This window comes from Amycolatopsis albispora (genome assembly GCF_003312875.1).
In the GTDB taxonomy this organism is placed as follows: domain Bacteria; phylum Actinomycetota; class Actinomycetes; order Mycobacteriales; family Pseudonocardiaceae; genus Amycolatopsis; species Amycolatopsis albispora.
This window is the reverse complement of record NZ_CP015163.1, coordinates 2,396,312-2,423,024: the sequence shown is the minus strand read 5'-3', so window position 1 is coordinate 2,423,024 and position 26,713 is coordinate 2,396,312. Positions and strand designations below refer to the sequence as shown.

Genomic DNA, 26,713 nt, shown 5'->3' with positions numbered 1-26,713 from the left:
GGGCCGAACGTGCGAGTGACGGCCGGATCTGCCTGCTCAGAAGGGTGCCGCCGCTCACAGCCGGGCGCGGGTGAGCCCCGGATCGCGCCCGAGCAGGGCGACCAGCCGGTCCGACGGCGTGGCGTCGGAGCCGACGTCCACCGGCTCGGCGAAGATCCCGCCGCCCTGCCAGCCGGACACCTGCGGTCCCAGCTCGGCGAGCAGGTCCTCGGCCAGTTCGTCGCCGATGCGGTAGTCCGCGCCGATGCCCACCGCGAGGTCCCAGCCGTGCACCGCGAGGTCGCCGGTCATCTGCCAGCCGTAGTCCTCGAGCGGGATCTCACCGAACGAGACGTGCACCGTCTCGCGGGTGGCCTGCTCGAAGGCGCGGCGGGCCGCGCGGGAGGCGGTTTCCCAGCGCCGGACCGGGTCGTCGCCCAGCTGGTCGCCGTCGTAGCGGTCGCCGACCTGCTCGACGGTGGCGCCGCCGAGCAGGTCGGGCGCCCACAGCTGCTCGTAGACCAGGTGCCCGAGCAGGTCGCGGACCGTCCACTCGGTACACGGCGTCGGATCGGCCCACTGGTCGCGGCCGATGCGGTGGACGAGGTCGTCGAACCCGCGGAGTGCTTCAGCGTGCGCGTCGAGAAAGTCCATGCTCCGAGTCCATCACGGCCGCGCGGCGCCCGCAGGGTTCCGGTGGTGCACGCGCACGGTCTCCTCGACCAGGTCCAGCACCGGGGTGAGGTGGTCGGCGGGCAGGCCCATCGCCAGGTGCGAGACGAGCCCTTCGAGCACCAGTTCCAGGAACGCGGTGAGCACGTCGACGTCCACGTCGTCCCGCAGCTTGCCCGCTTCGTGCTGGCGCAGCAGGCGCTCGCGGGTCGCCCTGGTGAGCTGGTCGGAGCGCTCGGCCCAGCGCGCGCGGAACTCGGGATCGGTGCGCAGGCGGCGCGAGAGCTCGAGCCGGGTGCCGAGCCAGTCGGCCGGGTGCGCGCTGCCCTCGGTGAGCAGGTCGCGCATGACCTGCACCAGGCCCTGGTCGGCGACCACCTGGGCCATGCGGACCGCGTCGTCCTCGGCGAGCGCGAGGAACAGGGACTCCTTGTCGCGGAAGTGGTGGAAGATCGCGCCGCGCGAGAGCCCGGTGGCTTCCTCGAGCCGCCGTACCGTGGCACCCTCGTACCCGTAGCGCGCGAAGCACACCCGTGCGCCGTCCAGGATCTGGCGCCGGCGAGCGTCGAGATGGTCCTGACTGACCCGTGGCATCGTCCGATCCTGTCACCAGGGGTAGTGCCTTCGCAATCCGTACGTACGTACTGTGACTCGGGCGGGGCGGACCCGGCGGATTTCCCGCCCAGTGGGGGAACCCTGGACTAGTCTGCTGCGTCAAAGGCGTGTTTTCGCGGTTGTTGCGACAGTGCGACATGGGGAGAGAGCGGATGTTCGACGTAGGCGGTGCGGCCAGCGCCGCGGTGAGCAAGGTCTGGGGCGACAGCCTCGCCAAGGACGCGCCCGCTCCCGCGCCGGGTGGCGCGGGCGGTTCGTTCGAAATGGACGCCGAGGAGCTCGAAGCCGTGATCGGCCTCTGGGAAGCCGAGGCGGACAAGCTGGTCGACGACGCCAAGATCATCGAGGACATCTCGTGGGGCTTCACCCCGCCCGCGCCGGACGAGGCGAGCGTCGGCTACGTCGACGCCGGGATCAACTCGATCGAGGCGCTGCGCTCGCAGAACGAGTCGATGCTCAAGTACGCGCAGGAGTACGTGAAGAAGCTGAAGGCGGCCAAGGAAGCGACGGTGGCCGCCGACGAGGCGAAGGCACAGGCGCTCAGGACAGCCGAGTAGGCACCGCGTGAACAAGCTGACAGCCACGACCCTCCTCGTCGCCGTGGCGGCCTCGCTCGCCGCGTGCTCCGGGGAAACCGGGGGCAATCCCCGTCCGGCCGAACCGGCGGCGTCCACCGGGGCCACCGGTTCTTCGGCCGCGGACCAGCCCGGCGGGCCGAAGATCGCCAACCCGCTGGACGTGAGCCCGTACCTGGGCAACCCGTGCGAGCTGACGCCGCTGCCGAAGCTCGCCGCCGCCGGGTACACCGAGCCCGGGGAGCCCAAAACCGAGGACGACGTGGCCAAGGTGCTCGCCGGGCCCAGCTGCCACTGGAGCGGCGCCGAGCCCGGCGTCGGCATGACCGTCCAGGTGCAGACCGGCAACCGGGACAGCGGCATCGGCGGCGTGGCCGGCTTGGAGAAGGCCAAGCAGAGCCGCCAGCTCGGGTTCCTGGAGCAGACCGAGGACATCGGCGGATATCCCGCCTACTTCGCCGGGCAGTCGGACCGCCGCGCCACCGGCAACTGCGGCCTCGCCGTCGGCATCGCCGACGACCTGACCTTCACGGTGACCAGCCTGGGGTACCAGGGTGCGCAGGACTCCTGCGAAAACTCGGTACGGGTCGCCGGAATCGTGATCGACACGCTGAAAGGGGGCGCCTGAGGTGAGCGGTATGGACGGTCAGGCGATCTACGACAACTTCAAAAGCGGTGACAGCGAGCGCCTGCGGATGACCGCGGAGAACGTGCAGAAGCTGTCTTCTTCGTTCGAGCAGCGGGCGCAGAGCATCAAGTCGCTGCAGGAGCGGATGAAGGCCTCCTGGACCGGGGACGGCGCGGACGCGGCGAACGCCGGTGCCGGGCCGATGGAGCGCGCCTTCGCCGAAACCGCCGCGCCGCTGGACATCACCGCGAACTCGGTGAACGCCCAGGCGACCGGGTTCGACTACACCAGCAACACCGTGGTGCCGGTGCCGCCCGCGCCGGAGAAGCCGAGCGGCTGGAGCCTCGGGCTCAAGTCGGCGATCCCGGTGGCGGGGCCGTTCATGGCCGCCAACGACGTGAAGAACTACCAGGAGGGCGTGCAGGCCCACAACGAGGCGAACGAGAACAACGTTCGCGCGATGGACCAGTACAGCAGCATCAGCAAGAGCACCCAGCAGATCCTGCCCACGGACTACCAGCAGCTGACCTCCGACGGCGCGTCGGTGAAGCTGAAGACCGACGGGCCCGGCCCGATCGCCCCGCCGGAGTGGAAGAACCCGTGGCAGGGCAACGGTGACGGCGGCGGCACCGGGTCGGGCAGCATCGACGACTCCACCGGCAGCAGTGGCGCCGGTGGCGGCTCGGGCAGTGGCGGCACCGGTGGCACGGGCGGCACCGGGGGCACCGGTGGCGGCGGGACCGGGGGCACCGGCGGTGGCGGCGGCACGGGTGGTGGCGGCGGCACCGGCGGCGGTGGTGACACCGGCGGCACCGGGGGAACCGGTGGTGGCGGCACGGGTGCCAGCGGCGACAAGAGCGGCGGCAAGGACACCGGTGGCACGACCACCAAGCCGAAGGTGCCGCCGACGACCAAGCCGGGCACCGGCGACCCGATCGTCGGCCTGGTCAACAACCCGAACAACCCCGGCACCGGCAATCCGAACACCACCGGCCCCGGCAACCCGGGTACCAGCGGCGGGAAGCAGCCGGGCAGCGCGGCGGGCAGGCTGCTCAGCGGCGGTCCGGGCGGTCCGGGTGGTGTCGGTGGCGAAGCCGCCGCACGCGGTGGCGCGAACGCGAACGCGCCCGGTGCCGGCCGCGGCGTCGGCGCGGGCATGCTCGGCGGTGAAGCGGGTGCCCGTGGTGGCGCCGCGGCGGCCGCCGGCCGTGGTGGCACCGCCGGCGGTCCGATGGCCGGTGCGCACGGCGCGCGGGGCCAGGGCGGCGAGGACGAGGAGCACGTCCGGCCGAGCTGGCTGGTCGAGGCCGATCCCGACGCGTTGTTCGGCACCGACGAGCGCACCATGCCCCCGGTGATCGGGGAGTGACCGCACCGACAGCGGTCCCCGTGGCCGCGCTGGCGGCGCTGGTCCAGCGGGAGGGGGCCGGGCACCTGCACCTCACCCTCCAGCCGCAGCCGATCTGGTATCCCGAACGGGATCGCGACGAGCTGTCCCGCCAGGTGAACGAGGCGCTCGCCGAGGCGGGGCTGCTCGACCACCAGGGCCGGACCAAGGTCGAGGTGCTGGACCTGCTGCCGTTGCTGACCTCGGCTTCGGTGGAGTTCTACGGCTGGGCCACCCGCGGCGACGAGACGATCGGGCTGCTCGCGGCTTCACGCGGCATGCTCGGGGTGCTCGCCGTGCGTGCCGGGGACTGGGTGACGCTGCGCGAGGTCAACCAGCACGAGCTGCCGGAGGCGCTGGTCGCCGAGCTGCCCGAGCTGTACGCGGGCGGTGGGCGGTCGCAGACCGTGCGGGCGCGTGACTTCGAGGAGGCCGCGCGGGGCAAGGACCAGGGGCGGTCGCTGCCGCAGGCGATCGCCGACGTGGTGAAGGTGGTGCAGCGCCCGGTGCACGGCACCGGTGAGCTGTACGCGGGCAAGCGGGACGAGGTCGGCCGGTACGCGCGCGCCGACCAGCCGCTGCACTACGCCGACACGGACTGGGGCCGGTACCTCAACTACACCGTGGGGGAGGGTCCGGAGGCGGAGATCCACATCGCCCCGGGCACCCCGGCGGCACTGGCGGAAGCCCTGCGGTACCTGGCTTCCCGCCTGTCACCCGCCGTGCGCTGACCCCCCTGAACACGAATGTGGCTTTCGGAGCGTCTAACGCCCCGAAAGCCACATTCGTGTTCTTCACACCCCCGTGATCACGGAATGGTCAGCGCGGGAGCCAGGTGCTCGGTGGCGGCCCGTTCGACCCGGTTCGCCGCCGCCAGTTCCCAGCCGGTCTCGCGCGGCGGCCGCCGGTCGGCGTTCCACTGCGCCAGCAGCAGCGCCACCTTCGACTGCATTTCGGTGCGCAGCCGCAGGAACGAGTCGGCCGGGTCCGCGCCGACCTCGCCCAGCAGCAGCCACCACGCCCAGGCGGCGGCACCGGCGTTCGCCACGAAGTCGGGGATGACCGGGATGCCCGCCAGCACCAGCGAAGCCTCGGCCTCCTCGGTGGTGGCCGCGTTCGCCGCCTCCACCACCACCTTCGCGCGGACCTGCTCGACGTTGTCCTCGGTGATCGCGTACGAGATCGCGGCGGGCACGAAGATGTCGGCCTCGATGGCCAGCACCGCGTTGCGCGGCAGGCGCTGGACGTCGGCGGGCACCCGGTGGCGGTCGATCTCGCCGTAGGAGTCGCGCAGCTCCAGCAATGCCGGGACGTCCAGCCCGGCGGGGTGGTAGAGGGTGCCGGCGGCGTCGGCGACCGCGGTCACCCGCATCCCGGCTTCGTGCAGGTACCAGGCGGCGCCCCCGCCCATGGTGCCGATGCCCTGGATGGCCACCGTGGTCTCGGCCGGGTCCCACGCCCACGCCGCGGCCACGCCGAGGCAGGCCTGCGCGACGCCGTACCCGCCGACCACGTCCCCGAGCAGGAGCCCGCCGGGCACCGGCGCGTTCAGCCCGGCCTGCACCCGGCGCAGCGTGCGTGCCGGATCGGCGGACCGCGAGATGGCCGCGTGGTAGGACTGCTCGAGGCCGAGCCCGGCGAAGACCTCGTCGATCAGGTGCTGCGGCACGCCGAGGTCTTCGGCGGTCACCCAGTGCGCGTCGAGCCAGGGGCGCATCGCCGAGCAGAACCGGGTGAGCACGTCGAACGCACGCGGGTCCTTCGGGTCCAGGTCGATGCCGCCCTTCGCGCCGCCGACCGGCAGGTTGAAGGTGGCCGTCTTGTTGGCCATGCCCCTGGCCAGGTCCTCGACCTCGCGCATGGTGCAGCCCGCGCGCATCCGGGTGCCGCCGGTGGCCAGCCCGGAGACGAGGGTGTGCACGACGAGGAACCCGCGAGTGCCGGTCACCGGGTCCGTCCAGGTCAACCTCAGCAAAGGTTCGGTGCCGTTCTGGGTGCTCACTCGACCCACCTCCAAGCTGCTGCTCGAGCGGCGCCCAGTGGTTTCACGCGCGCACGGCAGGGCACACCGGTACCACGCCGGTGTGCGGTGGCTGCGGGGTTCGTGCGACGCGGAAGGCGTTCCGGGCGTGGCCGCATTCCGTTTACGTGCCTCCAGGGTGAGCCCGCGCCGCCGGTGCGTCCAGTTAAGGATCGTGCACGTTTTTGTTTAGGGTTTGTGTATGGAGTTTTCGTTGCAGAGACTGCGGATGCTCCGGGAGCTGGATCGGCGGGGCACCGTCACCGCGGCCGCCGGAGCGCTGCACTACACCGCGTCGGCGGTGTCGCAGCAGCTCGCCCAGCTCGAGCGGGACGTCGGCGCGAAGCTGTTCGAACGGCTCGGCAGGCGGGTCCAGCTGACCGAGCTGGGCAAGCTGCTGACCGCGCACGCCGAGGAGATCCTGGGCGCGGTGGAGCGGGCGACGCTGGCGCTGGAGGAGGCGCAGGAGTCGGTCACCGTCCGGCTGACCGCCGGGGTGTGGGCGTCGGTGGCCTCCGGGCTGCTGCCGCGCGCGCTGACCGCGCTGGCCGCCGAGCACCCCGGCATCAAGGTCCGCACCCGCGAGCTGGCGCCGGAGGAGACCGCGGACGCGGTGCGCGACGGCTCGCTCGACTTCTCGTTCGTGATCGACTACTCGGACGCGCCGATGCCGTGGGACGCCGGGCTGGAACGCGCGGTGATCGCGGTGGAGCGGCTGCACGCCGCGGTGCCTGCGGGCACCGTGCCCGCGGGCAGCGTCTCGCTGCTGGAACTCGCCGAGCACCCGTGGATCCTGGCCAGCCCCAAGAGCCACTTCGGCCGGGCGATGCGGATCGCCTGCCAGCGCCACGGGTTCGAGCCGAAGATCGACCACGAGGTGGAGGAGCAGGCCACCGCGATGGCGATGGTCGCGGCCGGGCTGGGCGTCACCCTGGTCTCCGACCTCGGCCTGATCCTGCGGCCGCCGGGGGTGGACACGGTGGCGCTGGCGAGCCCGCTGATGCGCACGGTGTCCATCGCCTACCGCACCACCGCGCTGCGCCGGCCGTCGATGCAGCTGGTCATCCACGCGGTGCGCGGGGCGGCGGCCGAACTCGGCCTGGCCACCGAGACCACCCTTCCGTAAGGATCGGCCCGGATTCGCTCGAATGGACTAATCCGCCCGCCGGATACGGGCTTTTCCTGCCGTTCCCGCGCCGGTTTCGCCCGGTTGTGCCACGCGGGCGCGAGCCGGGCCCGAGCGCGGGCGGCTGCGATTGTCGGACCCCGCGTGTAGCGTCCGAATCCTGGTGATCCCACTAGTCGTCCAGGTAGGAGGTGGCATGACGACGGTCAGAGATTTTCCTTCTCCCGCAACGGGTAATCTCGCCGCGCGGGTGGTTTCCGACCGCGCGGAGGGCGAAGCCTACGTGGCGTCGGTGTGCTTCAAGCATGGCCCGCCGAGACTGCTCGGCGTGGAACTGGAGTACACCGTGCACCACCGGGACGACCCGTCCCGTCCGCTCGACCCCGGGGTGCTGGCCGCGGCGCTCGGCCCGCACACCCCGCGAACGCTCGATCCCGGCAGCGAGGCGCTCCCGCTCCCGGGCGGCTCGCCGGTGACCCTCGAACCCGGCGGCCAAGTGGAGATTTCACCCCTTCCGCGTAGCTCACTGGCCGAGCTGGCCGGCGTCGTCGACGCCGAGCTGACCCACCTGACCGAACTGCTCGCCCGCTCCGGGCTGGAACTGGGCACCTCGGGCATCGACGCCCACCGCGCCCCCCGGCGATTCCTGGAAACCCCGCGCTACGCCGCGATGGAACGCCGGTTCGCGCCGGACGGTCCTGGCGGCATCACGATGATGTGCAGCACGGCCGGGCTCCAGGTCTGCGTGGACGCCGGTGAGGCCGGGCACCTGCCGTCGCGCTGGGCGGCGGCGCACGAAATGGGCCCGGCGCTGCTGGCGTTGTTCGCCAACTCCGGCAGGCACGCCGGGCGGGACACCGGGCACGCTTCCGCGCGCTGGCTGGCGGTGATGGCCACCGAGCGGGCCCGCACCTTCGCCGCCACGGCCACGCCGGACCCGCCAGCCGACTGGGCGCGGCGCATGCTGGACACGCCGCTGCTGGTGGTGCCGCGGGCCGACGGCCCGTGGGACGCGCCGGTGCGCTTCACCTTCGCCGACTGGATCGACGGCCGCGGTGAGGCGGGGGTGTTCGGCAGGCCGACACTGGCCGATCTGGACTACCACCTGACCACGATGTTCACCCCGGTGCGCCCGCAGGGCTACCTGGAGATCAGGTACCTGGACGCCCAGCCACCGCGGGGCTGGCTCGACGCCACCGCCCTGCTGGTCGCCCTGCTCGCCCAGCCGTCCACTGTGGACAAGGCACGCGAGCTGTGCGAACCCGTCGCCGGAGCCTGGGAGACCGCGGCCAGCCGCGGGCTCGCCGACCCGGCCATCGCCGGTGCCGCCAAGGCACTGGCCGATCTCGGCTGCGCCGCACTCGGCGCGACCGGATTGCCGTCCGAGGTGATCGACCGGATCACTGAAGCCGTGCAGCACCGAGCCGCCAGGACCCCGGCGCCTCGGACCCCCGAAGAGAGGGCGTGACCACCGTGGCTACCTCGACCGCGGAAAACACCGGAAACACCGGAAACACCGGAAACACCGGAAACACCGAGAACAATCCGTTGCTCGACCTGAGCCCGCAGGACCTGCGCGCGCACGCCACCGAAGCGCTGACCAGGGCACGGGCTCGCAGCACCGCGCTGACCGACGCGGTGGACGACGAGGACCTGGTGCGCCAGCACTCGAAGCTGATGTCGCCGCTGGTCTGGGACCTCGCGCACATCGGCAGCCAGGAGGAGCTGTGGCTGGTCCGCGACGTCGGCGGCCGTGAGCCGCTGCGCCCCGACCTCGACGAGATCTATGACGCCTTCAAGCACGCGCGTGCCGATCGCCCCGGCCTGCCGCTGCTCGGCCCGGCCGACGCGCGCGCCTACGTCCGCGAAGTCCGCGACAAGTCCTTCGACGTGCTGGAGAAGGCGCCGCTGAGCGACGGGAACGCCTTGCAGCGCAACGCGTTCGCCTTCGGCATGATCACCCAGCACGAGCAGCAGCACGACGAGACCATGCTCGCCACGCACCAGCTGCGCCGCGGTGAGCCGGTGCTGCACGCGCCCGCGCCGCCCGCCAGGCGCACCGGCGCGCTGCCGTCCGAAGTGGTCGTTCCCGGCGGCGCCTTCGTCATGGGCACCACGGCCGAGCCGTGGGCGCTGGACAACGAGCGCCCGGCGCACGAGACGCACGTGGCCGCCTTCGCCATCGAGACCACACCGGTCACCAACGGGGCGTACCTGGAGTTCCTCGACGGCGGCGGTTACACCGACCCGCGCTGGTGGAGCGAGGAAGGCTGGGCCTACCGCGCCGAGCACAACATCGTCGCCCCGCGGTTCTGGCGCCGCGAGGGCGATCAGTGGTGGCGTGTCCGGTTCGGCGTGCACGAGCCGGTTCCGCACGACGAACCGGTGGTCCACGTGTCCTTCCACGAGGCGGCGGCCTACGCGGCCTGGGCGGGCAAGCGGCTGCCGACCGAGCCCGAATGGGAGAAGGCCGCCCGCTTCGACCCGGCCACCGGGCGGTCGCGGCGGTTCCCGTGGGGTGACGACGAGCCGACCGCAGAGCACGCGAACCTCGGGCAGCGGCACCTGCGCCCGGCCCCGGTGGGCGCGTACCCGGCCGGCGCGTCGGCGCTCGGGGTGCACCAGCTGATCGGGGACGTCTGGGAGTGGACGAGCAGCGACTTCCACGGCTACCCGGGCTTCCGCGCGTTCCCGTACCGCGAGTACTCCGAAGTGTTCTTCGGGCCGGAGTACAAGGTGCTGCGGGGTGGCTCGTTCGGCACCGACGCCGCGGCCATCCGCGGCACCTTCCGCAACTGGGACTACCCGATCCGGCGGCAGATCTTCGCCGGGTTCCGGTGCGCTCGCGACCTGACCGCCGCCGAGCGGGGCTGAGCCGGGGGATGTGCCGTCACCTGGCTTACCTCGGCGAGCCGTGCTCGCCGGCGGAACTGCTGTTCGACGCCCCGCATTCGCTGCTGCACCAGTCGTACGCCCCGGCGGACATGCGGGGCGGCGGCACGGTGAACGCGGACGGCTTCGGGCTGGGCTGGTACGGGGCGGCGGCCGAGCCGCTCCGCTACCGGCGCCATGCTCCACTGTGGACAGACGAGGGGCTGCGGCCGCTGGCTTCCTCGGTGCGCACCGGGGCCTTCATGGCCGCGGTGCGCAACGGCACCACCGGCATGCCGGTGGGTGAGGCGGCCTGCGCGCCGTTCGCCGGCGGGCGCTGGCTGTTCAGCCACAACGGACTGGTCCGCGGCTGGCCGGAGTCGGTGGTACCGCTGGCGGAGAAGCTGCCGGTGGCCGACCTGCTGCGGCTGCCCGCGCCGACCGATTCGGTGCTGCTGTGGGCGCTGCTGTCCGCCCGCCTGGCCGGTGGTGCCGAGCCGGTGGGGGCGGTGACCGGGCTGGTCGCCGAGGTCGAGGCGGCCGCGCCCGGTTCCCGGCTCAACCTGCTGCTGACCGACGGTGAGGTGCTGGTCGGTACCGCGTGGACGCACGCACTGTCCTATTTGGCCACCGGTACCGGCACGGTGGTCGCCTCCGAACCCTGTGACGACCGGCCGGGCTGGACGCCGGTGCCCGAGCGGCACGCGGTAACCGTGCGCGGCTCGCAGGTCGAGATCACGCCCATTCCCAGCTGAGGAGCGAAAACCCGCCATGAGCGAACCCGATCTCACCGAGCACCGCAGCCCGGTCGACGTCACCGCAGCCCTGCGTGCCGACGTGCGCGCCGGGCTCACCGCCGAGCGGAAGTGGTTGCCGCCCAAGTGGTTCTACGACGCGGCGGGCAGCGAGCTGTTCGAGAAGATCACCTCGCTGCCCGAGTACTACCCGACCAGGGCCGAGCGGGAGATCCTGGCCCGCGAAGCCCCGGCGATCGCGCGGGCCACCGGCGCCCGCGCGCTGGTCGAGCTGGGTTCGGGGTCGAGCGAGAAGACCCGTCTGCTGCTCGACGCCCTGACCGCCCACGGCACGCTGGAAACCTTCGTGCCGCTGGACGTGTCGGGGGCGGCGCTGGCCGAAGCCACCGAGGCGATCGCCGCCGAGTACCCCAAGCTGGAGGTGCGCGGCGTGGTCGGTGACTTCACCGAGCACCTCGGCCTGCTGCCGGGGGAGCCGCCGCGGGTGGTCGCCTTTCTCGGCGGCACCATCGGCAACTTCCTGCCCGCCGACCGGGCGAAGTTCCTGCGCTCGGTGCGTGAGGTGCTGGCGCCGGGGGAGTGGCTGCTGCTCGGCGCCGACCTGGTGAAGGAACCGGAGCGGCTGGTCCGCGCCTACGACGACGCGGCGGGCGTGACCGCCGAGTTCAACCGCAACGTGCTGCGGGTGATCAACGAGCGGCTGGGCGCGGACTTCGACGTGGACGCCTTCGAGCACGTCGCGCACTGGGACGCGGAGGCCGAATGGATCGAGATGTGGTTGCGCGCCACCGAGGAGCAGGTGGTCTCGATCCCGGGTGCGGACCTGGAGGTGCGGTTCGCCGCCGGTGAGCACGTCCGCACCGAGATCTCGGCGAAGTTCCGCCCGGCGGGGCTGGCCGCCGAGCTGGCCGCGGCCGGGTTCGCCGTGGCGGAGCGCTGGACCGACAGCGAGGGGCTGTTCAGCCTCACCCTGGCCGAAGCCCGAAAGGAAGTGAACTAACCGATTTGGCCGACGCCGCACCGGCCGCTCCCGTGACATTCTCCGCTCGCTGAAACGGCGAAGGGAGAAGTCGTGTTCAAATCCACGGGAGGGCCGGTGCGCAGACGGGTGCTCACCGGGGTGGTGGCCGCGGGACTGGTGCTGACAGCCCTGCCCGCCACGGCCACCGCCGCCACCGCCACGCCAGCACCCGAAGCCGCCGCCGCGCCGGGGCTCGAGGCTGCCGCCGCAGGTGCGGTCGCGCCGATCGCCTGGAAGGCGTGCCCGCCGTCCACCTTGACCGGGGTGCCGCCCGAGCAGCACCAGAACTTCAGCTGTGCCCACTACCGCGTGCCGATCGACCACGACAACGCCGCGCTCGGCACCATCGACATCTCGCTGCTGCGGCGGCACGCGCGCCAGCCGTCGGCGAAGATCGGGTCGTTGTTCCTCAACCCCGGCGGTCCCGGCGGCTCGGGCCTGCGCATGCCGATCAGCGCGGACCGCTACCTCGAACCCGAGGTGCTGGACCGCTTCGACCTGGTCGGCTTCGATCCGCGCGGCGTCGGCGCCAGCAACCCGCTGCGTTGCTTCACCACCGCCGAGGACGCCGACGAGGTGTTCGCCAAGCAGGTGGTGGTGCCGATCAGCCGCGCCGAGATGTCGGACTCGCTGGCCTCCTACCGCGACTACGCCGGGTTCTGCGACCGCAACGCGGGCAGCCTGCTCGACCACATGTCCACCAAGGACGTGGTCCGCGACCTCGACCTGCTTCGCGCGGCGGCCGGGGACCAGAAGCTGACCTACGTCGGCTTCTCCTACGGCACGCTGATCGGCGCGACCTACGCGAACATGTTCCCGAAGCAGACGCGGGCACTGGTGCTGGACGGCAACGTCGATCCGAAGCTGCGCACCAGCGACGGCCTGCAGTACGACCGGGAACGCGCGCGTGGCTTCGAACTCTCGCTGGACGCCTATCTCGCCGAATGCGACGCGGTCGGGCCGAAGTGCGCGTTCAGCGAAGGCGACCCGCGGCAGAAGTTCGACGAGATCCGGGAGCACCTGCGGCAGCAGCCGATCCCGCTGCCCGGCGGCGGCCAGGTCAGCATCCACACCTTCACCAACGGGGTCGCGGGCTCGCTGTACAACTTCTCCGAGTTCGGCATCCTGGCCGAGCAGTTGCAGGCGGTCTACGACGTGCTGCACCCGCCAGCGGCGCAGACGCTGTCCGCGGCCGCGGTGCCGGCGCTGACCACGGCGGGTCACCAGGGCCGGTTCGACGTGCGGCCGGACACCCCGTACACCTCGGACGACTCGTACTTCGCGGTCAACTGCTCCGACAAGCGCTTCAAGCACAAGCAGCACAAGCTGCCCGAGATCGCGGCGCTGTGGGAGAAGGAGTCGCGCACCTTCGGCCGGGCACAGGCGTTCGCCGACGCGGCGGCCTGCCCGGTGTGGCCGGGGGAGGAGGACGTCTACGCCGGCCCGTGGCGGGCGAAGACCGAGACGCCGGTGCTGGTGATCGGGAACTACTACGACCCGGCCACCCAGTACGAGTTCTCGAAGCGGATGGCGGACCAGCTCGGCAACGCGCGCCTGGTCTCGGTCGACGCGTTCGGGCACTGCATCCTCGGTGACTCGCAGGGCGTGGACGACCTGACCGCGGACTACCTGGTGGAGCTGAAGGCACCCGCGCCGGGCCAGGTGTTCCAGCCGGACGTGGCGCCCTTCGACCCGGTGCTCGCCGGGGACTGAGGTACAGTCGACCGGCTCTGCTCAACGAGGAAACGGAAAGCGAGGTGAGCGGCACATGCCAGAGGACAGTAGTGGCGGGACCGGGGCCGTCACCCGCTTCGCGGTGCGCGGCTAGGACGTGTTTCACAAGTCTGTTCGATGGGCTTCGTGATCCAGGTGGTTCCTGGCGGTGCCGGGCGTTCGGCCTCGTACTTGGGCGTACTCGGCCGAAGGCCCGGTGCCGCCAGGGGCCGCCTGGGCGCGAAGAGCGCGAACAAGACTTGTGAAACGCGCCCTGGGTACTGCCCTGTCCGGTTTGTGTGCGCACGCCGGAAAGGCAGGTCGTGATGACCTTCTTCGAAGTACTGCTGCGCGTCGGCACCGGGGTCGGCCTCGGCGCGGCCATCGGGTTCGAGCGGCAGTTCCGCGCCAGGATGGCCGGGCTGCGCACGAACACGCTGGTGGCCGTCGGCTCGACGTTGTTCGTGCTGCTCTCGGCACACGGGTTCGACGGCCTCGGCGGGGCCGACCCGACCCGGGTCGCCGCGCAGATCGTTTCCGGCATCGGCTTTCTCGGTGCCGGGGTGATCCTTCGTGACGGTGGCAGCGTCCGCGGGCTCAACACCGCGGCCACGCTGTGGTGCTCGGCCGCGGTCGGCGCGCTCGCCGGGGCCGGCCTGTACGCGGTCGCGGCCGCCGGTGCGCTGGTGGTGGTGCTGGTCAACGTGGCGCTGCGGGCCCTCGGCCACGCCGTGGACCGGCGCCCCGAAAGCTGACCTGACAAAACCCGGAAACCCAGCGGAACGCCCCGCCACCCACGGGAAAGCGGGTGGCGGGGCGTTCATGGGGCGTGGCTCAGGCGGTCATCTTGCGCAGCACGTACTGCAGGATGCCGCCGTTGCGGTAGTAGTCGGCCTCACCCGGGGTGTCGATGCGGACCACCGCGTCGAACTCCACCTTCGAGCCGTCCTCCTTGGTGGCGGTCACCTTCACCGTCCGCGGGGTTTCGCCCTCGTTCAGCTTGGTGATGCCCGCGATGTCGAAGGTCTCCGTGCCGTCCAGGCCCAGCGACTTCGCCGACTCGCCCTCCGGGAACTGCAGCGGGATCACGCCCATGCCGATCAGGTTCGACCGGTGGATGCGCTCGAACGACTCGGTGATCACCGCGCGCACGCCCAGCAGCGAGGTGCCCTTGGCGGCCCAGTCACGCGACGAGCCGGAGCCGTACTCCTTGCCGCCCAGCACCACCAGCGGAACGCCCGCCTTCGCGTAGTTCTGCGCCGCGTCGTAGATGAACGCCTGCGGTGCGCCCTCCTGGGTGAAGTCGCGGGTGTAGCCGCCCTGCACGTCGTCCAGCAGCTGGTTGCGCAGCCGGATGTTGGCGAAGGTGCCGCGGATCATCACCTCGTGGTTGCCGCGCCGGGAACCGTAGGAGTTGAAGTCCTTCTTGTCCACGCCGTGCTCGGTCAGGTACTGCGCGGCCGGGGTGCCCGGCTTGATCGCACCCGCCGGGGAGATGTGGTCGGTGGTGACCGAGTCGCCCAGCTTGGCCAGCACCCGCGCACCGGAGATGTCGGTGACCGGGGCGGGCTCGGCGGTCATGCCGTCGAAGTACGGGGGCTTCCGCACGTAGGTGGACCGCGGGTCCCAGTCGAAGGTCTTGCCCTCCGGGGTGGGCAGCGACTTCCAGCGCTCACCGCCGTCGAAGACGTCGGCGTAGTCCTTGGTGAACATCTCCTGGGTGATGGCCGAGTCGATGGTCTGCTGGATCTCCTGGCTGGACGGCCAGATGTCCTTGAGGAACACGTCGTTGCCGTCGCCGTCCTGGCCGAGCGGCTGCGACTCGAAGTCGAAGTCCATCGTGCCGGCCAGCGCGTAGGCGATCACCAGCGGCGGCGAGGCCAGGTAGTTCATCTTCACGTCCGGGTTGATCCGGCCCTCGAAGTTCCGGTTGCCCGAGAGCACCGACACCACGGTCAGGTCGTTCTCGTTGACCGCCGCGGAGATGTCCTCCGGCAGCGGGCCCGAGTTGCCGATGCAGGTGGTGCAGCCGTAGCCGACCAGGTGGTAGCCCAGCTTCTCCAGGTACGGCCAGAGGCCCGCCTTCTCGTAGTAGTCGGTGACCACCTGCGAGCCCGGCGCCATCGAGGTCTTCACCCACGGCTTGACGGTCAGGCCCTTCTCCACCGCGTTGCGGGCGAGCAGGGCCGCGCCCAGCATCACCGACGGGTTGGAGGTGTTGGTGCACGAGGTGATCGAGGCGATCACCACGGCGCCGTGGTCGAGCACGAACTCACCGCGGTCCTCGGTCTTGACCCGGACCGGCTTGCTCGGGCGCCCGCTGGCGCCGTTGGCGGCGGACTGCAGGCTCACCGCGTCCTCGTCGGCGAACGACAGCGCCGCCGGGTCGCTGGCCGGGAAGGACTCCTCGACCGCCTCGTCCACGTTGGTGTGCGGGGTGACCTGCTCGCCGTCGACGTAGTCGTGCACCGACTTGCGGAACGAGGACTTCGCGTCGGTCAGCTCGATGCGGTCCTGCGGGCGCTTCGGACCGGCGATCGAGGGCACCACGGTGGACAGGTCCAGCTCGAGGTACTCGGAGTACTCCGGCTCGTGCGAGGGGTCGTGCCAGAGGCCCTGCTCCTTGGCGTAGGCCTCGACCAGCGCGACCTGCTCGGCCGAGCGGCCGGTCAGCTTGAGGTAGCGCACGGTCTCGTCGTCGATCGGGAAGATCGCGGCGGTGGAGCCGAACTCGGGGCTCATGTTGCCGATGGTGGCGCGGTTGGCCAGCGGCACCTCGGCCACGCTCTCGCCGTAGAACTCGACGAACTTGCCGACCACGCCGTGGCGGCGCAGCATCTCGGTGATGGTGAGCACCACGTCGGTGGCGGTCACGCCGGCCGGGATCTCGCCGGTGAGCTTGAAGCCGACCACGCGCGGGATGAGCATGGAGACCGGCTGGCCGAGCATGGCCGCCTCGGCCTCGATGCCGCCGACGCCCCAGCCGAGCACGCCGAGGCCGTTGACCATGGTGGTGTGCGAGTCGGTGCCGACGCAGGAGTCGGGGTAGGCCTGGCCGTTGCGCGCCATCACCGTGCGGGCCAGGTGCTCGATGTTGACCTGGTGCACGATGCCGGTGCCCGGCGGCACCACCTTGAACTCGTCGAAGGCGCCCTGGCCCCAGCGCAGGAACTGGTAGCGCTCCTTGTTGCGGCCGTACTCGAACTCGACGTTGCGCTCGAAGGCGTCGGCGCGGCCGAACACGTCGATGATCACCGAGTGGTCGATCACCAGCTCGGCCGGGGCCAGCGGGTTGACCTTGTCCGGGTCACCGCCGAGGTCGGTGACCGCCTCGCGCATGGTGGCCAGGTCGACCACGCACGGCACGCCGGTGAAGTCCTGCATGATCACGCGGGCGGGGGTGAACTGGATCTCGGTCGACGGATCCGCCTTTGGGTCCCAGCCACCGAGCGCGCGGATGTGGTCGGCGGTGATGTTCGCGCCGTCCTCGGTCCGCAGCAGGTTCTCCAGGAGAATCTTCAGGCTGTAGGGCAGGCGCTCCGAGCCCTCGACCTTGTCCAAGCGGAAGATCTCGTAGGAGGCGTCGCCGACCTTCAGCGTGTCACGCGCGCCGAAGCTGTCCTTGCTGGCTGGTGCAGTCACGTCTAACTCCATGGACATGGACGGACCTGTGTGAGTCGTCCCGGGTCAGTTCGGTGTGTGTTCGGGTGCGGTCGTTCGGGTCGACCACCGCCGAGTCTTGCGTACCGGCGCCACGCCCGCAGCGGCAGGCTGGCATCGGTGTCCGCCACAAACAGTACGCTTGTCCTTTTTTCAGTTCAAGCCGCCACGCCGGTGGCGCGTGAAAAAGGCCCCCGCGCGAGGCGTCTCGCGCGGGGGCCCTGCTCGGTACCGGGGTCAGTTCGCCATTTCCATCAGCGCCTTGATGTCACCCGGCTGCAGGCTGCGCAGGATCGTCATGCCCTGCTCGCTCAGCGTGCGGATCGGGCTGACGTAGTGCTTGCCGGAGACCTCGGTGGTGATCACGCCGACGCCCTGCTTGAGGATGCCGGTGCCGAGGCTGGTCAGCGCCTGCTTGACCGCGGGCGGCAGCGAACCGTCGGACTCGCTCTCGATCAGGTCGGCCAGCTCGGAGGCGCACATCCGCTCGGTGCGGCCCTCCATGGTCACCGAGTAGCAGTCGTTGTCCTTGCTGAGCTTGAAGTCCTCGCCCTCGGGACCGGTCAGCTCGAGCGCGGTCAGCGTGGCGCGGGTGCCGCCGCCGACGCTGCTGCTCTCGGTCTCCAGCTTGTTCACCTTCACGCCGCTGGGCTTCTCCTTGCCCGCGGCCTCGAGGATCGCCGGGCCGGCGTCCTGCAGCGCGCCCATCTCGTCCGGCGGCAGCAGCTCGATCACCCGCTTGACGTCGGCGTCCAGCGCCGCCTGCAGCAGCTCCTTGACCGCGTCGTTCGAGCTGCCCGCGCCGTTGGCCGCGATGCCCTGGGCCGGCCACTCGGTCTTCTCCTCGAGCAGCGCGTAGTCGGCGATCGTGTAGAGCAGGCTCGGGTACCAGGCATCGTCGACCTTGACCGTGGCGATCCGCACCGGCTCGCCCTTGTTCTTGCGGACCTCCTCGGCGATGTCGATCGTCTCGGTCTCCGGGCCCGACGGCAGGTCCTTCGAGTCCAGCGCGGCTTCGAGGAAGTCCTTGGTCAGCGGGACCTTGGTGAAGTCCGCGGTGACGGTGATCTTGCCCGCGGTCAGCTTGGTGATGGTCAGGTGGTCGTTGACCTGCTGCTGCTGTGCCTCGTCGAAGACCAGGCCCTCGGTTTTGATCTCCATGCCGGACAGCGCCTTGGGATCGGCCTCCGGGCGCACGATCTCCAGCCGCTTCAACTCGGCGGCGGCCTCTTCGATCGGGTCGGTGAACAGGGAGGCTTCGGCGGGGGCGAGCGTGCCGAGCAGGCCCACCACGTCACCCGAGCTGATCGTGTTCGCCAGGTTCTGCGCCGCCAGCGTCGGCGTGTCCGCGCCGCCGGAGGAACTCTGCGCCAGCGCGAACCAGGTCACGCCACCGCCGACCGCGACCACCAGCGCGATCACCAGGCCGATGATCAGGCCCTTCTTGCGCTTCGGCGTGCCGGGACCGCCCGGCGCGCCGCCGGGCTGCACCGGGTATCCGCCGCTGGCCTGCTGCTGGGCGTAGTACTGCTCCGGCGAGTACTGCTGCTGGTACTGGCCCTGCTGGTCCGGCTGCTGGTATTGGCCCTGCTGGGCGTACTGCTCGCCGGTCTGGGGCGCGTAGTACTGCTGCTGGCCGGTCTGCGGATAGTACTGCTGAGCCGTCGGCGGGTACTGCTGCTGCGGGTGCTGCGGGTACTCCTGACCGCCCTGCTGGCCGTGCTGCCCTCCGCCGCCCTGCTGCGGCCACTGGCCGCCCTGTCCTGGACTGGTCACGAGACCCCTCGATTCGTCTGTACCTGGCGCCGGCCCGCCGCGGCCGTGACGACCGCGCCGAGCGCCCCGATGACGGCGACCAGCGTGCCGATGGTAGTCGTGACGGGTCCCGCCGGTGTTACGCCGATGGGCCCGCCATCGTCACCGCCTTGGACGGCGGCGAACCCCGCCGCGGTTCCCACGAATATCGCCAGCACCACGGTGACCGCCGCACCGGTGCGCGTGGCGCCCAGCACCAGCAGCGCGATCGCCGCCGCGGCCAGCAGCGGGACCACGATCCACACCCGCAGCGCGAGCACCACGAAGGTGTTGTCGGTCAGGTCGAACCGGTCGATCAGGCCGACCACCTGGTAGCTGCTGCGGTTGACCGACCCCGAGCGGAACCAGCTGAGAAAGCTGCCCACCACGGCGAGCACCAGGCCCGCGGCGGCGGAGGCGGCCAGCACCTTGGTGGCCATCGAGCGGTTCGGCACGGGATCTCTCCTCGGGTTGTCGCGGGTTGTCGCGGGTTGCCGGTGCGGTTTGGACGCGTGAGAAGAGTGCCCGGTTCACCCCGGTGAGGTTTCGCCGTATCCCCGGAATGGGGGAAAAGTGATCAACGAGACCCGTGTTTCGCGTGTGACTGGTGGTCAAGGAGGGGCTACCGGTGGCACAGTGCTCGCGGAGGCTTGTGTTGCGGAAACGTCGCAGGTCAGCTGGTGTCGGTTGAGGACGGTCGGAGGTGGCGGGTGATGCGCAGCGGGCGCGCGCGAGCGAGCTGGGCGGCCATCGGCTCACTCACCGTGGTGCTGTTGCTGGGCGGGACCGGCACCGCGGTGGCCGTGCCGCCGCCCCCGCCGAACCCCAGCGACTCCGAGCTGAACAGCAGCCGCGAGGAAGCCGACTCCCGGGCCGGGGAGGTCGGCAGGCTGACCAACCAGCTCGCCGAGGCCGAGTCCCGGCTGGGCGAGCTGCAGGCCGACGTCGAACTCAAGATGGAGGACGCGAACAAGGCCCGCGTCGACATGGAGACCGCGCAGGACGAGGCGAGCGCGGCCCAGCGCGACGCCGAGTCCGCCGGCGCGGAGGCCGACGCGGCCGCGTCCGCGGTGGAGAACGCCCGCAGCGACCTCGACAAGTTCGTCGGCGCCAGCTACCAGCAGGGCAGCACGATCGGCTCGGTCTCGGCCTACATCGGCTCGGACAGCCCGAAGGACCTGCTCGCCCGCGCCCAGCTGCTCAACGCGGTCGGCGGCAGCCAGGTCGACGCGCTGGAGGGCATGCAGCGCGCGCAGACCGACAAGTCGAACAAGGACGCCGAGGCACGCAAGAAGCTCGAGATCGCCCGTGAGAAGCAGGCGGCGGCCGAGCGCGCCAAGAGCAACGCCGACGCCGCGCAGAACGAGGCGATCCGCGCCCAGCAGGACCAGGAAGCCGAGAACGGGCGGCTCGAATCGGAGAAGTCCGACGTCGAGCGGCGGCTCTACGAGGCACAGTCCAAGGTCAGCGGGCTGGAGGGGCAGCGCCAGCGGTACGAGGACTGGCAGGCGCAGAAGCGCGCCGAAGAAGAGGAGCAGGCGCGCAAGGCGGCGCTGGCCCAGCAGCCGAGTTCCGGCGGCAGCAAGGGCACCAAGAACGGCGGCTCGGCCGGCCGCCCGTCGGCGCCGTCGGCCCCGGCCGGGCGCAGCGTCGAATCGGTGATCGCGCGGGCGATGTCGCAGCTGGGCGTGGTCTACGCCTGGGGCGGCGGCAACCAGAGCGGGCCGACCCGCGGCATCCGCGACGGCGGTGTCGCCGACGCGCACGGGGACTACCGCAAGATCGGCTTCGACTGCTCGGGGCTGATGATCTACGCCTTCGCCGGGGTCAAGGGCCTGCCGCACTACAGCGGGTACCAGTACAACGCCGGGCCGAAGGTGCCGCTGTCGCAGATGCGCCGCGGGGACATGCTGTTCTGGGGCCGTGGTGGCCGCATCCACCACGTGGCGCTCTACCTGGGCAACGGGCAGATGGTGGAGGCCCCGCACTCCGGCTCGGTGGTCAAGGTTTCGCCGGTGCGCTACGGCGGGATCATGCCGTACGCCACCCGACTCATCGGCTGAGGTCGATTCCGGCGGTCGCCGTTCGACGTCTCATCGAACCCGATTCGATGAGGGGAGAACGCATGCTCGGACCAGCAGACGTGCGCCGGATCGCGATGGCGCTGCCCGAGGTCACCGAGGCCGGTGAGGGCACCGCGGTGAGCTTCCAGATCCGCCGCCGGACCTTCGCCGCCGTGGTCGCCGACGGCACCCGTGCCCAGCTCCACCTGAAGGAGGCCGACGTCCGCGCCGCGATCGAGGAGGATCCCGCGGTGTTCAGCGGCCTGATCCGGCAGCGGAAGCTGCTGCTGGAGGTCGACCTGGCCAGGGTCGACGCCGGGCGGTTCCGCGAACTGGCCGGGCGGGCGTGGGCGTGGCGGGCCCCGCGGCGGCTCGCCGACACCGGGTGGCGATGAGCGCTGTGGCATGCTGGGCCGGTGTTCGCCGGGATCGTGCTCGCGGGCGGCCGCGCCCGGCGACTGGGGGGCGTGGACAAGCCCATGCTGACCGACGGCGGCAGGCCGTTGCTCGCGGGTGTGCTCGACGCTCTTGGTGATGCTGACGTGGTGGTTGTCGGCCCGGAGCGGCCCGGCCTGCGCCCGGTGCGCTGGGCCAGGGAGGACCCGCCGGGCGGCGGTCCCGTCGCGGCGCTCGCGGCCGGGCTCGCGCTGTTGCCGGAGGCGACCGAGATCGCCTTGCTGGCGGCGGATCTCACCGGTTGCACGGCGTCCACAGTGGACAAGCTGCGCCGGGCGCGCGGCGCCGCGGACGGCGCGTTGCTGGTGGCGGACGGCCGCCGCCAGTGGCTGGCGGGGGTGTGGCGGGCGGCGGCGCTGCGAGCGGCGATCCCGGCCGAGGCCGCCGGTACCGCCCTGCGCCGCGTACTGGGCGATTTGTCCATTGTGGAGGTCCCGGCGGCGCCTGGGGAGGCGGCTGACGTGGACACCCCGGAAGACCTGCGCCGCCTGCGGTAGCGGACGCTGCCCACCCCGGTGATTCATTGTGACGACGGCGAAGAAGCCCTTGTCAAGGCTGGGAAGCGTACCTTGACAAGGGCTTCTTCGCCGTGTCCTTGGCTGTGGACCGGGGCGGGGAAGGGGGATTATGGGTGGTCCCGGGCTCGGTGCCCCCGGCTTCGGCTGAGTGCCGCAGGAGGCTCCCTGGGAACGCCGCCAACGCTATGAATGTGGCTTTCATTGCGCCAGACGCTAAGAAAGCCACATTCATAGCGTCTCTCGGCGGGGCGGCGGGGGTGATCGTGTCTTCACAGCCGTCATACCGCCGCACGGGTTGACTACGGTCGCGGCACCATACTGTGAACGTCTGTCGAGGAGGCACCCGTGACCGATCCCGGCTACGCCGAGGGCGTGCCCGGTCAGCAACCAGGAACCCCCGCGCGGGATGCCCAGTTGCTGGAGCGCACCGTGTTCGAGGTGAAGCGGATCATCGTCGGGCAGGACCGGCTGGTCGAGCGCATGCTGGTGGGCCTGCTCGCGAAGGGGCACCTGCTGCTCGAAGGCGTGCCGGGCGTGGCCAAGACGCTCGCCGTGGAGACCTTCGCGCGGGTGGTCGGCGGGTCCTTCTCCCGCGTCCAGTTCACCCCCGACCTGGTGCCGGCCGACATTCTCGGCACCCGGATCTACCGCCAGGGCGCCGAGCGGTTCGACGTCGAGCTCGGCCCGGTGGTGGCCAACTTCGTGCTCGCCGACGAGATCAACCGCGCGCCGGCGAAGGTGCAGTCGGCGATGCTCGAGGTGATGGCCGAGCGGCACGTCTCGATCGGCGGCAAGACCTTCCCGATGCCCGACCCGTTCCTGGTGCTGGCCACGCAGAACCCGATCGAGAACGAAGGCGTCTACCCGCTGCCGGAAGCCCAGCGCGACCGCTTCCTGTTCAAGATCGTCGTGGAGTACCCCTCCGCCGAGGAGGAGCGCGAGATCGTCTACCGGATGGGCGTGACCCCGCCGGAACCCCACGAGGTGCTCAGCCCGGCCGAGCTGGTCCGCCTGCAGGGCGTGGCCTCGCAGGTCTTCGTGCACCACGCGCTGGTCGACTACGTGGTCCGGCTGGTGCTGACCACCCGCACCCCGGCCGAGCACGGGCTCACCGACGTGGCGGGCTGGGTGTCCTACGGCGCCTCGCCGCGTGCCAGCCTCGGCATCATCGCCGCCTCGCGCGCGCTCGCGCTGGTCCGCGGCCGCGACTACGTGCTGCCGCAGGACGTGGTGGACGTGGTGCCGGACGTGCTGCGCCACCGCCTGGTGCTGTCCTACGACGCGCTGGCCGACGGCGTCCCGCTCGACCACATCATCACCCGCGTGCTGCAGACCGTGCCGCTGCCGCAGGTCTCGGCCCGGCCGCAGGGCGGTGGCCCGCAGGGCCCGCAGCAGCCGGTGCCGGCGGGCGCGCCGGTCAGGTAAGCGGCGAGGTCGATGTTTTCGAAGGAAACCAAGGAAGACCGCCCGCGCTGGGCGCCGCCGATCCTGCGCGGCGACCGGCTCGAAGCGGGCCTGCGCACGCTCGAGCTGGACGTCCGGCGGCGGCTCGACGGGCTGATGCAGGGCAACCACCTCGGCCTGGTGCCGGGTCCCGGCTCCGAGCCGGGGGAGGCGCGGCCGTACCAGCCCGGTGACGACGTGCGCCGGATGGACTGGGCGGTCACCGCGCGCACCACGGTGCCGCACATCCGCGAGACGGTCGCCGACCGCGAGCTGGAGACCTGGGTGGTGGCCGACCTGTCGGCCAGCCTGGACTTCGGCACCGCGCTGTGCGAGAAGCGCGACCTGGTGGTCTGCGCGATGGCCGCGATAGCGCACCTGACCGGCGGTGGCGGCAACCGGATCGGCGCCATCGTGTCCACCGGCGCGGACACCGTGCGCATCCCGGCCCGCGGCGGGCTGGCCCATGCGCGTGGCCTGGTCCGCAAGGTGGCCGAGACGCCGCGCGCGGGGGAGGGCACCCGTGGTGACCTGCCCGCGGCGATCGAGCAGCTGCGGCGCCCGCCGCGGCGGCGCGGGCTGGTCGTGGTGATCTCGGACTTCCTCGGCGGCACCGAGTGGCAGCGCCCGCTGCGCGGGCTGTCCGCGCGGCACGAGCTGATCGCGGTCGAGGTGCTCGACCCGCGTGACCTGGACCTGCCGGAGGTGGGCACCGTGGTGCTGGCCGACCCGGAGTCGGGGCGCCAGCGCGAGGTGCACGCGACCCCGTTGCTGCGCAAGGAGTTCGGCGCGGCGGCCAGGGCGCACCGCGCCGAGGTGGCGGCCGGCATCCGGCGGGCCGGGGCCGGGCACCTGGTGCTGCGCACCGATTCGGACTGGATCGCGGACATGGTCCGCTTTGTCGTCGCCCGCAAGCGCGGATGGTCGGGAGGTGCCGCATGAGCTTGACCGGATTCGCCGCGCCGTGGTGGTTCCTGCTGCTGATCGCGGTGGCCGCGGTGGTGGCGGGATACGTGGTGGTGCAGCGCATGCGCCGCCGCCGCACGCTGCGGTTCTCCAACCTGGAACTGCTGGAGAAGGTGGCGCCGAAGAGCGAGCGCCGCGTCCGGCACGTGCCCGCGGCGCTGATCACCGTGGCGCTGATCCTGTTCACCGTGGCGCTGGCCGGGCCGACCGCCGAGGCGAAGGTGCCGCGCAACCGCGCCACGGTGATGCTGGTGATCGACGTGTCGCTGTCGATGGAGGCCACCGACGTCGAGCCCAGCCGGATCAAGGCGGCGCAGGAGGCGGCGCGCTCGTTCGCCCAGGGGCTCACGCCCGGGGTGAACCTGGGGCTGATCTCGTTCGCCGGCACGGCGACCGTGCTGGTGGCGCCGACCACCGAGCGGGCCAACGTGATCAAGTCGATCGACAACCTCAAGCTCGCCCAGTCCACCGCCACCGGTGAGGGCGTGTTCGCCGCGCTGCAGTCGATCGAGGGCTTCTCGTCGGTGATCGCGGGTGCGGAGGGGCCGCCGCCGGCCCGCATCGTGCTGATGACCGACGGCAAGCAGACCGTGCCGACCGACGACCCGTACGGGCCGCGGGGCGGGTTCACCGCCGCGCAGGCCGCGCGGCAGGCGCAGGTGCCGATCTCCAGCATCTCGTTCGGCACCTCGCACGGCACCGTGGAGATCGAGGGCGAGCAGGTGCCGGTCGAGGTGGACGACGAGTCCATGCGGGAGATCGCGAAGCTCTCCGGCGGCGAGTTCTACAAGGCGGCGACCGCGGAGGAACTCAAGCAGGTCTACGCCAACCTCGGTGAACAGATCGGCTACGAGACCAAGGACGCCGACGCGAGCAGGCCGTGGGTGGTGCTCGGCACGCTGGTGCTCTTCGCCGGGGTCGGCAGTTCCCTGCTGATCGGCCAGCGCCTGCCCTAGCGCCTCAGGCGGACCCGGCGAAGCCGTGCTGCCGCCAGGCTTCGTAGGTGGCGATGGCGGCGCTGTTCGACAGGTTCAGCGAGCGGTTCGCCGGGCGCATCGGCAGGCGGACGCGGTCGGTGATCTCCGGGGCGTCGCGCACTTCCGGCGGCAGGCCGGTCGACTCGGGCCCGAACATCAGCACGTCACCGGGCGCGAACTCGACCTCGGTGTGCAGCGTGCTGCCCGCGGTGGTGAAGGCGTACACCTTCGCGGGCAGCAGCGCCGCCCACGCCGCCTCGAGATCGGGGTGCACCCGCACCACCGCCAGGTCGTGGTAGTCGAGCCCGGCGCGGCGGAGGTGGCTTTCCTCGAAGGTGAACCCGAGCGGCTCCACCAGGTGCAGCTCGCACCCGGTGTTCGCCGCCAGCCGGATGGCGTTGCCGGTGTTGGGCGGGATCTCCGGCCGGTAGAACAGGATGCGGAACACCCGCCCACCCTAACCAGGCCCGCGATCAGGTGTTGTAGGGCATGTTCGGCCACCACAGCACCCCGGCGCGGTAGCCCAGCTTGACCGTCCAGTAGCACACGAAGAACGTGCCGACCAGGATGAACGCGGCCGCCGAGACACGGGCCGCGCGGCCGGGCGACGCGGTCAGCCACCGCTGGAACCGGCCCCGCGTGGCGAAGGTGACCAGCAGGAACAGCACCGCGACCCCGGCGATGTTGCCCGTGGACTGCAGGGCGAAGGTGAGAAAGCCCAGCAGCGGGTTGTCGGTGGAGGCCGCGTACTCGTAGAGCTTGCGGAACGGCGGGTACGGCCGTCCGATCAGGAACGCGCCCATCAGCCCGCCGAGGAACACCAGCTCGGCGCCGGGACGGCGGGCGAACAGCCCGGCCAGCGGGTTGCGGGCCAGCCCGGCGTAGCTCAGCCCGCGCCACAGCATGATCAGCCCGATCACGCCGAAGACGATCCCGGCCTGCAGGATCCGCACCGGCAGCCCGGTTTCCGGGTCGCCGATCCTGGCCGAGGACAGCTGCGGCATGCCGTCGCTGAACAGCACGCCGATCGCGCCGTACAGCCCGGAGACCACCACCGCGCCCGCCAGCAGCAGCCCGATCGGGCGCAGCAGCGCGAGCACGCGGCTGCGCGTGCCGCCCGGCTGGGCGGCCAGCGGCGCGAGCGCGCTGAACACCGCCACGTTGCACGCGGTGAACATGCCCGCGACCCCGGTGACGAAGGCGAACGCGATGGCCATGCCGGACCCGGAGATGGTCACGCCGGCGAGGTCCTCGCCGAAGATCGGGCCGGCGATCCCGCCCGCGATCACCTTGTCCACCAGGTGCGGGGACCACAGCACGGCGAGCACCACCCCGGCCAGGCCGGACAGCAGCACCAGCCGCCAGGGTTTCGCGCGGGTGCCGGTGAGTTCGGGATCGGGCAGCGAAGTGGACTGGGTCATCGGTTCCTCCGTGGCCGGTGTGCAGTTGTGCCCGGAATGAAACCGGCCTGTTG

General features: G+C 71.6%; 25 protein-coding genes. 17 read left to right on the top strand and 8 right to left on the bottom strand.

The window, feature by feature from the left end:
• Window positions 1-54: 54 nt before the first annotated feature.
• Together A4R43_RS11265 and A4R43_RS11260 are read right to left on the bottom strand one after the other, a co-directional pair.
• On the bottom strand, window positions 55-633 hold the full coding sequence (locus A4R43_RS11265) for a TIGR03086 family metal-binding protein (protein ID WP_113692292.1): 579 nt from the start codon (window positions 631-633) through the stop codon (window positions 55-57).
• A 12-nt stretch (window positions 634-645) separates the two neighbouring features.
• Complete coding sequence (locus A4R43_RS11260; protein WP_113692291.1) at window positions 646-1,245, bottom strand: TetR/AcrR family transcriptional regulator; 600 nt, start codon at window positions 1,243-1,245, stop codon at window positions 646-648.
• A 173-nt stretch (window positions 1,246-1,418) separates the two neighbouring features.
• Here A4R43_RS11260 and A4R43_RS11255 point away from each other — a divergent pair, with 173 nt between their 5' ends.
• The 4 genes from A4R43_RS11255 to A4R43_RS11240 are packed head-to-tail and all read left to right on the top strand — an operon-like array spanning window position 1,419 to window position 4,587.
• Window positions 1,419-1,823: a hypothetical protein gene (locus tag A4R43_RS11255; protein WP_113692290.1), complete on the top strand. Its 405-nt coding sequence runs from the start codon at window positions 1,419-1,421 to the stop codon at window positions 1,821-1,823.
• A gap of 7 nt (window positions 1,824-1,830) precedes the next feature.
• Window positions 1,831-2,469: a DUF3558 domain-containing protein gene (locus A4R43_RS11250; protein WP_113692289.1), complete on the top strand. Its 639-nt coding sequence runs from the start codon at window positions 1,831-1,833 to the stop codon at window positions 2,467-2,469.
• 10 nt (window positions 2,470-2,479) lie between these two features.
• Window positions 2,480-3,838: a WXG100 family type VII secretion target gene (locus tag A4R43_RS11245; protein ID WP_113692288.1), complete on the top strand. Its 1,359-nt coding sequence runs from the start codon at window positions 2,480-2,482 to the stop codon at window positions 3,836-3,838.
• The gene (locus A4R43_RS11240) at window positions 3,835-4,587 is read left to right on the top strand and encodes an ESX secretion-associated protein EspG (RefSeq protein ID WP_113692287.1); all 753 of its coding nucleotides are present in this window, start codon (window positions 3,835-3,837) and stop codon (window positions 4,585-4,587) included. Before A4R43_RS11245 ends, A4R43_RS11240 begins: the two co-directional genes overlap by 4 nt.
• A gap of 77 nt (window positions 4,588-4,664) precedes the next feature.
• Here the strand turns inward: A4R43_RS11240 and A4R43_RS11235 are convergent, their stop codons facing one another.
• On the bottom strand, window positions 4,665-5,858 hold the full coding sequence (locus tag A4R43_RS11235; protein ID WP_113692286.1) for a Glu/Leu/Phe/Val dehydrogenase dimerization domain-containing protein: 1,194 nt from the start codon (window positions 5,856-5,858) through the stop codon (window positions 4,665-4,667).
• A gap of 220 nt (window positions 5,859-6,078) precedes the next feature.
• Between A4R43_RS11235 and A4R43_RS11230 the strand changes: the two genes are divergently transcribed.
• From A4R43_RS11230 to A4R43_RS11200, 7 genes are all read left to right on the top strand, one after another.
• Complete coding sequence (locus A4R43_RS11230) at window positions 6,079-7,002, top strand: LysR family transcriptional regulator (protein WP_113692285.1); 924 nt, start codon at window positions 6,079-6,081, stop codon at window positions 7,000-7,002.
• 196 nt (window positions 7,003-7,198) lie between these two features.
• Complete coding sequence (locus tag A4R43_RS11225; RefSeq protein ID WP_113692284.1) at window positions 7,199-8,470, top strand: glutamate-cysteine ligase family protein; 1,272 nt, start codon at window positions 7,199-7,201, stop codon at window positions 8,468-8,470.
• Between the two features lie 80 nt (window positions 8,471-8,550).
• Window positions 8,551-9,876 (top strand): ergothioneine biosynthesis protein EgtB, encoded by a 1,326-nt coding sequence (gene egtB / locus A4R43_RS11220; RefSeq protein WP_113697498.1) that lies wholly within the window; start codon window positions 8,551-8,553, stop codon window positions 9,874-9,876.
• A gap of 8 nt (window positions 9,877-9,884) precedes the next feature.
• On the top strand, window positions 9,885-10,628 hold the full coding sequence (gene egtC / locus A4R43_RS11215) for an ergothioneine biosynthesis protein EgtC (protein ID WP_113692283.1): 744 nt from the start codon (window positions 9,885-9,887) through the stop codon (window positions 10,626-10,628).
• A gap of 16 nt (window positions 10,629-10,644) precedes the next feature.
• Window positions 10,645-11,628 (top strand): L-histidine N(alpha)-methyltransferase, encoded by a 984-nt coding sequence (gene egtD, locus A4R43_RS11210; RefSeq protein ID WP_113692282.1) that lies wholly within the window; start codon window positions 10,645-10,647, stop codon window positions 11,626-11,628.
• A 96-nt stretch (window positions 11,629-11,724) separates the two neighbouring features.
• Window positions 11,725-13,362, top strand: coding sequence for an alpha/beta hydrolase (locus tag A4R43_RS11205; RefSeq protein WP_236808909.1), 1,638 nt, complete (start codon window positions 11,725-11,727; stop codon window positions 13,360-13,362).
• Between the two features lie 326 nt (window positions 13,363-13,688).
• The gene (locus A4R43_RS11200; RefSeq protein WP_113692281.1) at window positions 13,689-14,117 is read left to right on the top strand and encodes an MgtC/SapB family protein; all 429 of its coding nucleotides are present in this window, start codon (window positions 13,689-13,691) and stop codon (window positions 14,115-14,117) included.
• A 79-nt stretch (window positions 14,118-14,196) separates the two neighbouring features.
• Here the strand turns inward: A4R43_RS11200 and A4R43_RS11195 are convergent, their stop codons facing one another.
• The 3 genes from A4R43_RS11195 to A4R43_RS11185 form a co-directional block, all read right to left on the bottom strand.
• Window positions 14,197-17,016, bottom strand: a complete 2,820-nt coding sequence (locus A4R43_RS11195) for an aconitate hydratase (protein ID WP_205215466.1) — start codon at window positions 17,014-17,016, stop codon at window positions 14,197-14,199.
• Between the two features lie 243 nt (window positions 17,017-17,259).
• Entirely contained in the window at window positions 17,260-18,798 is a 1,539-nt protein-coding gene (locus A4R43_RS11190) for a flagellar basal body protein FliL (protein ID WP_113692279.1), read from the bottom strand.
• Window positions 18,795-19,271 carry a hypothetical protein gene (locus A4R43_RS11185; protein WP_236808908.1) on the bottom strand — a complete coding sequence of 159 codons (477 nt, stop codon included), beginning with the start codon at window positions 19,269-19,271 and terminating at the stop codon, window positions 18,795-18,797. The genes A4R43_RS11190 and A4R43_RS11185 overlap by 4 nt, the downstream gene beginning before the upstream one ends.
• 258 nt (window positions 19,272-19,529) lie before the next feature.
• Here A4R43_RS11185 and A4R43_RS11180 point away from each other — a divergent pair, with 258 nt between their 5' ends.
• The 6 genes from A4R43_RS11180 to A4R43_RS11155 all read left to right on the top strand — a co-directional run bounded on the left by A4R43_RS11180 (window position 19,530) and on the right by A4R43_RS11155 (window position 25,218).
• The gene (locus A4R43_RS11180) at window positions 19,530-20,879 is read left to right on the top strand and encodes an NlpC/P60 family protein (RefSeq protein ID WP_113692278.1); all 1,350 of its coding nucleotides are present in this window, start codon (window positions 19,530-19,532) and stop codon (window positions 20,877-20,879) included.
• A 62-nt stretch (window positions 20,880-20,941) separates the two neighbouring features.
• The gene (locus A4R43_RS11175; RefSeq protein WP_162788407.1) at window positions 20,942-21,274 is read left to right on the top strand and encodes a hypothetical protein; all 333 of its coding nucleotides are present in this window, start codon (window positions 20,942-20,944) and stop codon (window positions 21,272-21,274) included.
• A gap of 84 nt (window positions 21,275-21,358) precedes the next feature.
• Complete coding sequence (gene mobA, locus A4R43_RS11170) at window positions 21,359-21,832, top strand: molybdenum cofactor guanylyltransferase (RefSeq protein ID WP_335645161.1); 474 nt, start codon at window positions 21,359-21,361, stop codon at window positions 21,830-21,832.
• A 366-nt stretch (window positions 21,833-22,198) separates the two neighbouring features.
• Complete coding sequence (locus A4R43_RS11165; RefSeq protein ID WP_113692275.1) at window positions 22,199-23,278, top strand: AAA family ATPase; 1,080 nt, start codon at window positions 22,199-22,201, stop codon at window positions 23,276-23,278.
• A gap of 12 nt (window positions 23,279-23,290) precedes the next feature.
• Window positions 23,291-24,238, top strand: coding sequence for a DUF58 domain-containing protein (locus A4R43_RS11160; RefSeq protein WP_113692274.1), 948 nt, complete (start codon window positions 23,291-23,293; stop codon window positions 24,236-24,238).
• On the top strand, window positions 24,235-25,218 hold the full coding sequence (locus A4R43_RS11155) for a VWA domain-containing protein (RefSeq protein ID WP_113692273.1): 984 nt from the start codon (window positions 24,235-24,237) through the stop codon (window positions 25,216-25,218). The genes A4R43_RS11160 and A4R43_RS11155 overlap by 4 nt, the downstream gene beginning before the upstream one ends.
• Before the next feature lie 4 nt (window positions 25,219-25,222).
• On the opposite strand, the gene A4R43_RS11150 is transcribed toward A4R43_RS11155, so the two are convergent.
• Complete coding sequence (locus A4R43_RS11150) at window positions 25,223-25,687, bottom strand: tRNA (cytidine(34)-2'-O)-methyltransferase (protein ID WP_113692272.1); 465 nt, start codon at window positions 25,685-25,687, stop codon at window positions 25,223-25,225.
• 25 nt (window positions 25,688-25,712) lie between these two features.
• On the bottom strand, window positions 25,713-26,660 hold the full coding sequence (locus A4R43_RS11145) for a hypothetical protein (protein ID WP_113692271.1): 948 nt from the start codon (window positions 26,658-26,660) through the stop codon (window positions 25,713-25,715).
• Between the last annotated feature and the right edge of the window lie 53 nt (window positions 26,661-26,713).

Bases quoted from the DNA above. Each gene is read 5' to 3' on its own strand.
- A4R43_RS11180 (WP_113692278.1), top strand. From the start codon at position 19,530: ATGCGCAGCGGGCGCGCGCGAGCGAGCTGGGCGGCCATCGGCTCACTC.
- egtD (WP_113692282.1), top strand. From the start codon at position 10,645: ATGAGCGAACCCGATCTCACCGAGCACCGCAGCCCGGTCGACGTCACC.
- A4R43_RS11225 (WP_113692284.1), top strand. From the start codon at position 7,199: ATGACGACGGTCAGAGATTTTCCTTCTCCCGCAACGGGTAATCTCGCC.
- egtC (WP_113692283.1), top strand. From the start codon at position 9,885: ATGTGCCGTCACCTGGCTTACCTCGGCGAGCCGTGCTCGCCGGCGGAA.
- A4R43_RS11255 (WP_113692290.1), top strand. From the start codon at position 1,419: ATGTTCGACGTAGGCGGTGCGGCCAGCGCCGCGGTGAGCAAGGTCTGG.
- A4R43_RS11265 (WP_113692292.1), bottom strand. From the start codon at position 633: ATGGACTTTCTCGACGCGCACGCTGAAGCACTCCGCGGGTTCGACGAC.
- A4R43_RS11175 (WP_162788407.1), top strand. From the start codon at position 20,942: ATGCTCGGACCAGCAGACGTGCGCCGGATCGCGATGGCGCTGCCCGAG.
- A4R43_RS11200 (WP_113692281.1), top strand. From the start codon at position 13,689: ATGACCTTCTTCGAAGTACTGCTGCGCGTCGGCACCGGGGTCGGCCTC.
- A4R43_RS11155 (WP_113692273.1), top strand. From the start codon at position 24,235: ATGAGCTTGACCGGATTCGCCGCGCCGTGGTGGTTCCTGCTGCTGATC.
- A4R43_RS11195 (WP_205215466.1), bottom strand. From the start codon at position 17,016: ATGGAGTTAGACGTGACTGCACCAGCCAGCAAGGACAGCTTCGGCGCG.
- A4R43_RS11145 (WP_113692271.1), bottom strand. From the start codon at position 26,660: ATGACCCAGTCCACTTCGCTGCCCGATCCCGAACTCACCGGCACCCGC.
- A4R43_RS11230 (WP_113692285.1), top strand. From the start codon at position 6,079: ATGGAGTTTTCGTTGCAGAGACTGCGGATGCTCCGGGAGCTGGATCGG.
- A4R43_RS11245 (WP_113692288.1), top strand. From the start codon at position 2,480: ATGGACGGTCAGGCGATCTACGACAACTTCAAAAGCGGTGACAGCGAG.
- A4R43_RS11160 (WP_113692274.1), top strand. From the start codon at position 23,291: ATGTTTTCGAAGGAAACCAAGGAAGACCGCCCGCGCTGGGCGCCGCCG.
- mobA (WP_335645161.1), top strand. From the start codon at position 21,359: ATGCTGACCGACGGCGGCAGGCCGTTGCTCGCGGGTGTGCTCGACGCT.
- A4R43_RS11260 (WP_113692291.1), bottom strand. From the start codon at position 1,245: ATGCCACGGGTCAGTCAGGACCATCTCGACGCTCGCCGGCGCCAGATC.